At 51.9% G+C, this 11347-nt stretch carries 6 protein-coding genes; all 6 read right to left on the bottom strand.

Annotation, left to right across the window (positions count from 1 at the left end; translation table 11 throughout):
• Positions 1–1013: hypothetical protein (locus JW814_09615; GenBank protein MBN2071700.1), on the bottom strand; the 1013-nt coding region annotated here is incomplete at its 3' end.
• A gap of 347 nt (positions 1014–1360) precedes the next feature.
• A complete protein-coding gene (locus tag JW814_09610) occupies positions 1361–4498 on the bottom strand; it encodes an efflux RND transporter permease subunit (GenBank protein MBN2071699.1) in 3138 nt (1045 codons plus the stop codon).
• Positions 4498–5691, bottom strand: a complete 1194-nt coding sequence (locus JW814_09605) for an efflux RND transporter periplasmic adaptor subunit (GenBank protein ID MBN2071698.1) — start codon at positions 5689–5691, stop codon at positions 4498–4500. The genes JW814_09610 and JW814_09605 overlap by 1 nt, the downstream gene beginning before the upstream one ends.
• Before the next feature lie 115 nt (positions 5692–5806).
• Entirely contained in the window at positions 5807–8773 is a 2967-nt protein-coding gene (locus JW814_09600) for a hypothetical protein (GenBank protein ID MBN2071697.1), read from the bottom strand.
• A gap of 351 nt (positions 8774–9124) precedes the next feature.
• Entirely contained in the window at positions 9125–10240 is a 1116-nt protein-coding gene (locus JW814_09595; GenBank protein ID MBN2071696.1) for a hypothetical protein, read from the bottom strand.
• A gap of 31 nt (positions 10241–10271) precedes the next feature.
• Positions 10272–11342, bottom strand: a complete 1071-nt coding sequence (locus JW814_09590; GenBank protein MBN2071695.1) for a dipeptide epimerase — start codon at positions 11340–11342, stop codon at positions 10272–10274.
• Between the last annotated feature and the right edge of the window lie 5 nt (positions 11343–11347).

Genomic DNA, 11347 nt, shown 5'->3' with positions numbered 1-11347 from the left:
CCACCCTTACCATCTGATATTATTTGAGGAGCATCAAGATTGCTATGCCAAACAATAGAATTTGCAGCATACTCACCCCACAACCGAATGCCTGTTGAACTTATTCGCTGAGCTTTAATTACAGGGTCATAATCTAGATCTTTCCAGGTAACTATTACTCCCCCTGCTCCATCGGAACAAATTTGATGCGAGTAATGTGATCTATTATCTCCAATATTGGTTACTCCTACTCCATTTATTGCCCAGAGTAAAGATCCTGAAGCATCTATTCTTTGAGTGTAGATACAGTGATAATAATTACCCTCCCGACTATCATCCCAAGACACGATAACCCCTCCCAATCCATCCTTGATTATATTTGATTGTGATTGATTATTCTCTTCACTGCATACAACTATGCCATTCTCAATCCATTGGATAATCCCTTCGAAATTAACTTTCTGGGCAAATATGTCATACATTAGATTTCGACTGTCTGTCCATACGATTATCGCACCATCTATACCATCAAAAGCTATTTTGGGATCATATTCATTACTACTAGTTAAAGTGCTAATAGCAACACCGTTCTCTGCCCACTGAATAACTCCTGAAGAGTTAATTCTCTGTGCATAGATATCACTTGTAGCCCCACGATTATCAGACCATGTAATAAGTGCCCCACCATTTCCATCATAAGCAATGTGCGGATTTAATTGATCATTGGGAACTGTGCATATTGGAATTCCTCCATTCGCCCATAATATAGTTCCCGATATGTCAACCCTTTGGGCATATATATCCCAATTCCCATTGCGTTCATCCTGCCAGACAAATATTGTGCCTCCGTTACCATCGGAAATGATTTGAGCCTCCAATTGATCATCTGATTCTGAACATACAATCAATCCAGAAGGATCCCAATAGGCTGAAACAAGTGATGGTGAACAGATTAGTAATAAAAATAAAAAAAGTATTTGTAATTTAGATAAGCATCTCGCAGAAGCCCCATATACTGAAACTATATTTGACATGAATCCCCTCCAAAGAATTCAAAAACCGCTACGCATTATACCACAACAAGATTACCGATTACAACCCATCTAATTCGTAATCAATAGAATCTGGTTTTTCCAATCTGATGCCCTCCCGATGCCCTGGCCAGCTTCCATAGCATAATCCTGCAACATAATCTGCCACCAGCTCTTACTACCTAATCCCCTATCCCTTTGATTTATTTAATAAAATATGGTGGGTGATGCCTGAAATATGGCTTGAGGTCACCTGCGTGTAAAACAGGTGACCTGAAATATCCTGGAAATTATCCGTGAAAACGCAATCGCGCGCAATAGGCCGGACAAACTCAGTGAAACAGTCCCCGCTACTTCACCGGAAGGCTGGAATCCCGCGATGCGGTTTCTTCGATCAGACCAGACTGCTTCCCGCCGGGCCTCTTGCGCTCGAATATCGTATAGACGACGGGGATCAGGACGAGCGTTATCAACGATGAACTGATCAGGCCGCCGATCACGACCCTCGCGAGCGGCGCCTGCGCTTCTCCCCCCTCGCCGAAACCTATGGCGAGCGGAAGAAGGCCGAGTATCGTCGTCATCGTGGTCATGAGTATCGGGCGGAGCCTGTGAGATCCGGCCTGCCGGACCGCCTCGATCAGTTCCATCCCCTTCTCGCGCCTGAGCTGGTTGGTGTGGTGGACGAGCAGGATCGCGTTATTGACGACTATCCCTGTCAGAATGATACAGCCTATGAACGCCTGCATGCTGAATATCGTACCGGTCAATATCATCGTCAGAACGATGCCGATGATCGCCATCGGTATGGAGAAAAGCACGACGAACGGATCGCGGAACGATTCGAACTGCCCCGCCATTACCATGTAGACGAGGAAGATCGCCAGGATAAGGCCTATAAGCAGTTCCCTGAACGCCTTCTGCTGCTCCTCGTAGTCGCCGCCGAAAAGGATCGAGAAATCTTTCGGTACTGGAATGAAGCGAAGCTGAGCGCGTATCTCCTTGATCACCGTTCCCATATCCTGCCCGGTATAATTGACTTCTATCGTTATTATTCTTTCCTGGTCTTTTCGCTCGATCCGCACCGGCCCCTCCGCGCGGACCGTTTCGACGACGTTTCGCAGCACGACCGGTTCGCCCCGGTTGTTGACCACGGTCAGATCGAGAAGTTCATCGAGTTTTTTGCGGTCTTCCTCGCTGAGCCGGACTATTATCGGGTACTGCTTGCCACCTTCGCGGAAAAAGGTCGCCCTCTTTCCTCCGACCGCCGTCTCGAGGGCGTCTCCGATCCGCGAGACTCCCAGATCGAGGTCTGCAGCCTTCTTGCGGTCGATCCGTATGATCTGCTCGGGGCTGCCCTCTTCCCTGCTGATCCTCGTGTCTGTGATGCTGGGGACTGCCTTTAACGCTTCGTCTATCCGCTGGACGAGCATATGGGCGGTCTCCAGATCATACCCACGGACCTCTATATTTATCGAACTCTCCGTCGAAGCTCCCATGCGAAGAATAAAGAGTCCCTGGCCGGCGCGCGTGCGGCAGGTGACGCCTGGAAGGGTGTCTAGTTCCTCTCGCAGATCGTTCGCTATCTGTTCGCTGGTCCTTTGTCTCTCGCGCCGGGGAACAAGGCTGATCCTTATCTGCGCAGTATGGCCGCCTCTCGCCCGCCATCCGCCGCTGCCGACGTATGACATCACAGACGTCGCTTCGGGGACTTTGCTGCTGACGATATCCTCCACTGCCCGGGCAGTCTGATCGACGACCTCGAGCCTTGTACCGACCGCCATCTCGAGACTGATCCGCACCTCGCCCTCGTCGGTTGCGGGCATCAATTCGACGCCGATGAGGCGTATCATCACCAGCGAAACGGCGAGAAGGGCTCCGGTCAGGATCAACACAGTCTTCCTGCGGCCAAGAGCAGACGCTAGCAGCCGGGAGTAGCCTGCTTCGACCCCGCGGAATACACCCTCGCTCCACGCGTATATCCTGTGCGTCAGGCTCTCGTTCCTGTAGTGCTCCGACGACTGGAACTTCAGGAACCTCGAAGCCAGCATGGGGATCAAAGTCAGCGCGACGACAAGGGAACAGAGCAGTGAGAAACTCACTACGTAAGCCATCTGCCGGAACATGATCCCGGACATACCGCGGATAAAGACGACCGGAATGAATACCGCAAGCGTCGTAAGAGTACTGGCCAGTATCGCCGACCAGACCTCGGAAGTCCCGTCGAGCGCGCTCTGCACGTAAGACTCCCCCGCTTCGCGGTGCCTGTAGATATTCTCCAGCACGACGATCGCCGAATCGACGAGCATCCCGATCCCGAGAGCGAGGCCTCCGAATGTTATGATGTTCAGCGTAAACCCGCCGAAATACATCAGACCGAATGTCGCGATGATCGAGATCGGTATCGCTGTCGCGATAATGAGAGTGCTTGAAAGATTTCTGAGAAAAAGAAAAAGGATCAGTACGGCGAGGATCCCTCCTATAAGGACCGCGTATCCCATGTTGCTGATAGACTGCTTGATATATCTGGAAGTATCGATCAGCGGAATCAGCTTGAGCTGGGGTATATCGCGGTTGATACCCTCCATCTCAGCTCTTACTCCCCTGGCGACATTGACGGTGTTCGCTCCGGACTGCTTGCTCACCGAAATGCGAAGGCCCGGTGACCCATCGATTCGAACGACCTGCCTTATCTCTTCCCACGAATCAATGACATCCGCCACGTCCCTGATCTGGATCGGGGAACCGTCACGGACCGCTATGACAGTATTCCGGATCTCCTCGATACTGCTGTACTCTCCCTGCGTCCGCACCAGGACCTCGAAGTTGCCCTTTTCGTAAAGTCCGGCCGGCACGTTCCGGTTTTCGCTGCCTAGCGCCGCAAGTATGGTATTGGTCGAGATGCCGAGCGCTTTAAGGGCGTCGGCGTGAAGGTCGACGTGGATCTCCCTGTTCAACCCTCCGCGTATATCGATCGCCGCCACTCCCGGTACCTGCTCGAGCCGGTATTTCACCTGGTCTTCGACGATCTGCCGAAGATCGAGCGGATTGAGGTTGCTCGAAACGCCGAGATACATCACCGGAAAGGCCGAGAGGTCGAACTTTCGGATCATCGGGCGGTCAATATCCTCGGGCAGGCGTCCCATTACCCTGTCTATCCGGTCGCGGATATCGTTGGCGGCGACATCGAGATCGGTCCCCCACGTAAAGGCGACTCGTACCTGGCTGCGGCCCTCGGTCGAAGTCGAAGTGATCTCCTCGACCCCCTGGACAGCGGCGAGCGCTTCCTCGATCGGCCGCGATACCGATTCCTCTATCTCCTGGGGACCAACGTTCGCGTATTCCGTTACGACCGATATGGTGGGGAAAGTGATCTCCGGCATCAGATCGATCGAAAGGCGGCTGAACGAGACCAGTCCGAGCGTTATTATCACGAGAAAAATGATGGTCGTGAGGACGGGACGGTTTACCGGTCCGGCTGAGATATTCATTATTCCTTTTTCTCTCCCTCTGAGGAATCGCTATCACTGGATGGATCTTTATCTTCTTCCCGGAGCATCACCGGACTTCCGTCATCGAGAAGATGCTGCCCGAGAGTCACCACGCGGCCATGGATCAGAGGATCGAGTATCTCCGCCGTCTCTGCCGTGACGATCCCGGTCGTCACATGGACGTACCGGGCGACCGTCTCTTCATCGGGGACTACGAATATGCCGGTCTTGCCCTGGCGTTCGACGACCGCCGTGCCTGGCACAAGCTGAGTACTGTCCTTTCTGGCCGTCATGACTTCGATACGCGCGAACATACCAGGTTTGAGCATATGAGACGCGTTGAATACTTCGACTTCCATTTCCGCCATCCGCGACGCCTCCTGCATCATCGGAGCGATTCGCGCCACAGTGCCGGAAAAACGTCTGCCCTGAAAAGCGTCAACCAGGACATCGACCGATTGACCCCTGTCTATATATCCGTAATCCCGCTCCGTGATAGTCGTCCGCACTATCACAGAGTCGATCCCCACGACCAGCGCTACGGCCATGTTGGGCGCCAGCAGCGCTCCCTCATCGACGAAACGCTCTCCGATGAATCCCGCGCCCGAGGCGTTAAGGCTCGTGTAACCAAGCCGGATCTTCGCCGACGCCAGAGCCGCCTCGCGCTGTTCGACCTGCGCGAGCGCGAGCCTGTACCTCGCCTCCCTCGATTCGAAGTTGCTGTTCGCCGCGTCAAGTTCCGCCGCCGTCACCAGGCCTTTCTCCTCAAGCGATCTCACCCTTTCCTTTTCCTGGCGTGCCAGGTCGACCTGGGTCCGGGATTCCGCCAGCGAAGCCTCGGCGATCTTCATGTTGGCCTCGGCCTCACGAAGGGCCTGCTGGTATTCCGCGTCGTCGATCCTCGCGATCAATTCCCCTTCGTGGACCGGGTCTCCGATCCGCTTGTCGAGGTATATCACCCTCCCCGACACTTTGGGGGCGACGACATACTGATTATACGGATGAACAGTACCGGTAAACTTGCGGATCTCCTCGATCGGACCGAACCGGACGTCAGCGACCTCCACGGCAACGGCCGGACGCTGATTCCCCGGGCCTCCACTTCCGCCATCCTTCATAAACAACTGGATCGATCTAAAGACTATAAGAAAAACAACCAGACCTGCGAAAATGCCAATGACCCATCTTTTCATTTGAATGCTTCCTTTATAACGGCGGACGACAACATCCTCGATCAATGGAAATTAAAAACCGAGCTTCGCGGACCTTCCCAATATAACCTGCCAGCCGCCTCTCCGTTCCATTTTTTTACCTGCAAAGCACCGATACTCCCGAGCGCCCGTCCATTTTTGCCGTGACCGGATCGTCGAGGCGAACGTGGATAAAGTGCTTCGTTTTCTCCATGACTTTCTGGCTTTCAAGCCATTTCCAGTCGATATAATTCCTGTTCGAACCGTGTGGAACGAAAAAATACCCTATATTGTTCGATGTCACGTTATGGAAGAAATGAGACCCGAGGGATGAGTCGACATGAAAATCCTCCATTTCGGTCTCGACGATGATCCTGGCGCCGGAGATCTGCGACCATCTCACCGGTATCCCCAGCCATCGGTCCCTGCTTCCCCACCTTCCCGGGCCTATGAGGATATATTTTCGTTTCTCGCTTTTTAATCTATGGTTGAGCGTCTCAAGCTCTTCTGTCATCTCAACTGTCCTGCTCCTATCGAACCGGGCCTGATCTACAAATATGATGTCTTCCAGCCCATCGATCACTCCGTTCCCCATAGCCTTGTCGGTGTACAGCAGGATCGAATCGCTTTTTATATCCTCAAGGCCGAGGTGGAAGTCTTCAAAGTTCCTCAGCAGCGGCCGGACCTGAAGAATATAAAGACTCGGTTTTCCGTTAAGTGTCTCATCAAGATCGACAGCGAATTCGATCTCGATCGGTATACCCATAGAGCTTTTGATCACCCCGAGAAGAGCATCGAGCGTTTCGGCCAGGGGGATATAGTTATATTTCAAGATGGAAGCGAAGTTCATGATACGCGGCCCCACGTATCCGCTCCCGGTCCTTACGATATTGTCCTGGAAGTCCCATGTCGACGCGCAGTAGTCCAGGGACCCGTCCTTTTCCGCGTCTGATATCTCCAGCCTCAATAGGGTCGAATCGCTCCCTTCTGCCAGGTTCGCCCCATTGTTTTCAAGATCGAGAGCGTAGAATTCCACCTGGGATTCCTTGACGAAATCCTCCTGGGCGATAAAATCAATCTTCGGGTACCGCGGACAGAAACGCCAGGCCCTTTCGCCGTCGACCACGTATTTGCCCAGGCCGAATCCGGCTATAGCAATCCCATCGGTTGGCTTGAGATATGAGACCGGATAATAGTTATACGACTGGGCTACTCCCGAGATCTGAGGATAGAACCGTCCATCGTATCCTTTGCCCACCAACCTCTGCAGGAGTACTCCCATCTTCTCCTCTCCGATGCGGTATTCTATGGCATCGAAATAAGCGCGGGCCGAAGGAGAATATACAGAGGCATATACGAGTTTAATTGCCTCTTCAAGCTGCCGCAGCCGCGCAGCCGGGTCGGGATCGTTGTTGGGAAGAAAATATGTCTCATATACTCCGGAAAAGGGCTGGGATATCGAATCCTCGAACAGGCTGGAAGACCTTACCGAAATGGGACAATCGACACGCGCGAGAAATCTCTCCAGCTTCTCATGGAGTTCGGAAGAAAGAGATCCCTCCAGCGCCATCTTTTTAATACTATCGTAATCTTCCTCCCTTTCGAATTTTTCCATCAGGCCGTTATTTTCCATGAAGAAATCATACTCTTCAGTGCCGATTATGTTGGTCTGCGGTATCAGAATATTCAGGTCGGGATTTATAGAGAACAATTCCCTGTTCTGGATCAGCATATTCAGAAAGACCATTCCCCTGCCCTTACCACCGACCGAACCTCCCGAAAGCCGCACTATATAGGTCGATTGCCCAAGAAGCGATTCATCAAAATTGATCACCTGCCCCCTGGTCTTCTGGTCATGGACGATATCGCAGATATCGAGAAGATGTTTTCTCAGTTCAGAGATCGAATCGAAATCAGAGACCTTGATCGGCTGGATGAATTTGGCGATCTGTATTTCGCCCCTTGCCATCAACCAACTGGAAAAATGATTTCGTGACGCGTGAAAATACAGGGATTCGTCCGGAACTGATTTTAAAAGCTCCTTGAACTCGGCCATCGTTTCCACCCTGGTGATGACCTTTCCCGTATGATCACGGAAGGTGAAATCTCCAAAACCAAGCTCGCCCAGTATAAATTCGGTAAGGTCTCGCTGAAGGTTGTCAGAGTTCTTGTCAAGAAACGATATGTCCAGCTCTTCCGCCACTTTGGCGTTCGACGGATCGGAAGACTGGAGAAGGACGGGGAGTGATTGATTGGCTTCTCTTACATGCCTGATCAGGTCTATTCCAGCCGTATCGTTCATCACGCCGTCTCTGGAGAAACGGACGTCGGATATTACGCATATCAGGTACTCCCTGTATTTTTCTATGATTGATATCGCTTCCTCATAAGTCTCGGCAAGCAGGACCTTCGGGCGCGTGCGCATCCTCAGCAGTTTTTTGATCTCGTTGAGGTGTTCGTCGGCGATAAGAAGCCTTGTCTGTTTCATTATCTCCACGTGCAGTATCGGAAGGTAGCGGGAATAGTAATGGATAGAATCCTCTACGAGCAGGATCACCCTGACAAGGCCCACATCGGTGTCATTTACCACATTTATCTTGTCTTCTATGTATTTTGTCATCGCCAGGAATACCTTGGCATCACCCTTCCAGATGAATACCCGGTCGAAATACCGCAGCCTGTCTTTTCTATCCTTTATCAGTTGAAGATCATTATCGTCGTTCAGAAGAAGGAGGATGGGGATGTCGCTGTTTTTCTCCCTGATCTTTTCACTGAGTTCAAAAGGGGTCATCTCGTCGATCCTCATTGTGAGTATGACCATGTCGAACTGGCGTTTTTCCAGGATGTTGAGGGCTTTCTCGCCGAAAGAGACGCTGGTCACCCGCGGCGCCGAAGAGAGGTTAAGCTGGTTGTATTCGGAGAATATCAACTCGGTGAGCTTTCCTTCCTGTTCGAGGATGAATGCGTCATAAATGGTGGCGACGAGCAGTATCTCACTGATCTTGAACTGCATCAGGTCGTGATATATCTCGTCGTCGGAAGTACGGTGCGACAACAGTTCTGATATGGAGTCTTTGTCCAGCATGAATCACCTGTCAGCAGAATCAATCAATTCACCAGTCAGATCTCTTGCTTTCACTTGAATTACAACATACAATAAATCAGTATATCAACAATTAACGGATGCTTTTCTTTTGAAAATAATTTAATATCAAATCCTGAAACGAACCGGCAGTCAGGATTGATTTCAGATCGGAGGCGATACCATGGGGAAAGAAAGAGACACCAAAAAAGAGACCAAGAAGAAACCTGCCAAGACGAAGAAGGAAAAAAGGCAGGAAAAGAAAAACAAATAATATTCACAGGTATCTATAAAAGTATCCCGCACTCGCGCCCTGACTCCAGCCGCCAGCGAGCCATGAGTCAGGGATGGGGGTCAGTCTGTATCTGCTGATACCGTAAGTATGTATTCCCCCGGAGTATCAAGACCGCTGTCGACGATTATATAATAAGTCCCCGAGTCCAGAGAGCGGCTGATAGTGTTATCGTGGCTCGCCAGGCAATCGACGCCCATCCTACCTTCATCCAGGGCGAGGGAGGAGAGAAGATGGAGATTGTTGTTTATCCCTTCCGACCTCGCTTCCGTGACATGGATCCTTACCTCGCTTCCTCGATCGAGACGCAGTTCGTATATCATCTCCGGTCCTACTTCGCGAACGGCCGGGGCTGTCGAATAGTAATCGAACTCCATGCTGACGACATTGCGGGTGTTGCCATCGATTTCCACGGGAAGTTCAGAATATTCTATCACTTCGGGATTGATTATCGTCCCCGCGGGGTTCAGATCATCAACAATATTATTGTACCTGATCGGCACGTAACCGTTGCTCGCGAACCATATCCAGCTGAGCTGCCTGAATCGCACGCCCGGGGATGTCGAATCAATGATCATCGGTCTGCGGTTTCTTGTCTCGTACACGAAAAGGATCGAGTGCGTGTCGTTTATGAAAACATCCCCTTTCTTAAGCCCTTCCGTCTGGTACGAGGCGAAATCTATCCCTCCGATCTCCTCACATATCTCGCAGAACTTGTTCTCTATCGTCGAATCGTCGTAACAGAGCGTATACTTTTCGTCAAGATTCCAGGCTCTTGATACGAGACCGGTGCATGAGACCCCGACGACGCAATCGAAAGAGTAATATTCATAAGTCACGTACCCGCCTGTTCCCGTACCGTATCCTTCCTCGATACGGGCGAGAAATTCGTCGATATCAGTCCATCCTCCCCATTTGTACCCCACCCCTACGCGATCACCCACGGGATATTCGCTGAGAAAATACTCTCCGCAGGTAATTCCTCTGCGGTTCGTTTCGGTCATCGTCCAGTGAGCGCGGGCATACCGGTCCGCGACAAGGACCGCCTCGCTCCTCCGGACAGGCGGACCGGCTATCTCCTGTCCGGGATCGCCGGCGCTAAGCGGGCCCTCGTCTGAACATGAAGGGAAGGGAGACAAAATTACCGCAACAGTGACTATAACAAAAATAATTCTCAAAAACCCTCCACCAGCCGATGCCGGATCCCGATCACATCTCTTTTATGACGCATCCCAGGCCGGGACTGTCCACTGGATAGAGCGTACCCTCCTTGAGGATAACCGATCCCGCCGCCGGATCATCTATCAGGTCAAGATGGCCATCGAGATCGGCATATTCGACATTCGGCCTTGCAAGGGCGAAGTGTAGACCTGCCGCTATCCCGAGTGCCGATTCGTCCATGCACCCTGCCATCACTTCCAGGCCGGCAGCGTGCGCGACAGAATTGATGTGCAGCGCCTGGAAGATCCCTCCCACCTTCATCAGTTTGACGTTTACCATATCGATCAGGTCTTTCCTCGCCAGTTTGAACACGTCTACCAGACTCATTATACTTTCATCAGCCATTATCGGTATCGACACCTTTTTTGTGACGCGCCCGAGCAATCCCGGTTCGTCGCGTCTTGTCGGCTGTTCGATCAGTTCGAGACCAGCGGGCCTTGTCCCCTCGACGAATCTCAGCGATTCCTCGAAGGTATACCCCTGGTTCGCGTCGAATCTCAGCTGCACTCTCTCCCCGACGGTCTCTCTTACCTTGATGACTCTTTCGATGTCATTTTCCACATCGAGTCCGCCTTTGAGCTTTATCGCCCGGAATCCTTCCGATACGGATCTGGCGGCGCTTTCCACCGTCTCCTCCACCGGCAGGATACCTATCGTTATCGATGTGCGTATCCGGTCCCTGAAACCACCGAGCAGCTTGTATACCGGAAGTCCGGCCTTTTTCCCAAGGATGTCATAAAGCGCCATATCGGCCATCGCCACCGCGGAGGGATTCTCTTTCAACAGTTTCGAAAGTTTGGAGAGTTGCAACGCTGTTCTCAGTGGATCTGACCCGACCAGTGCCGGTTCAATGACGCCTGACACAGCCGCCTCGACGCTTTCAGGCGTTTCTCCCGTCACCTCCAGATCGGGAGCGGCGCATCCGTATCCTGTGATTCCCTCACCTGTCTCAACTCTGAGGAATACGTTCTCGGTGAAGTCGATCGTCTCGTATGCTATCTTGTATGGAACAGCGAGACGCATCCTGCAGCGCCAGTAATCGACCCTTGTGATCCTCATGATGA

Source organism: Candidatus Krumholzibacteriota bacterium (assembly GCA_016932415.1).
In the GTDB taxonomy this organism is placed as follows: domain Bacteria; phylum Krumholzibacteriota; class Krumholzibacteriia; order Krumholzibacteriales; family Krumholzibacteriaceae; genus Krumholzibacterium.
The sequence above is the reverse complement of the archived record's forward strand: the minus strand, read 5'-3'. Positions and strand labels throughout refer to the sequence as shown.

Excerpts from the sequence above, each read along its gene's own strand:
- JW814_09610 (MBN2071699.1), bottom strand. The coding sequence starts at position 4,498 with ATGAATATCTCAGCCGGACCGGTAAACCGTCCCGTCCTCACGACCATC.
- JW814_09605 (MBN2071698.1), bottom strand. The coding sequence starts at position 5,691 with ATGAAAAGATGGGTCATTGGCATTTTCGCAGGTCTGGTTGTTTTTCTT.
- JW814_09600 (MBN2071697.1), bottom strand. The coding sequence starts at position 8,773 with ATGCTGGACAAAGACTCCATATCAGAACTGTTGTCGCACCGTACTTCC.
- JW814_09590 (MBN2071695.1), bottom strand. The coding sequence starts at position 11,342 with ATGAGGATCACAAGGGTCGATTACTGGCGCTGCAGGATGCGTCTCGCT.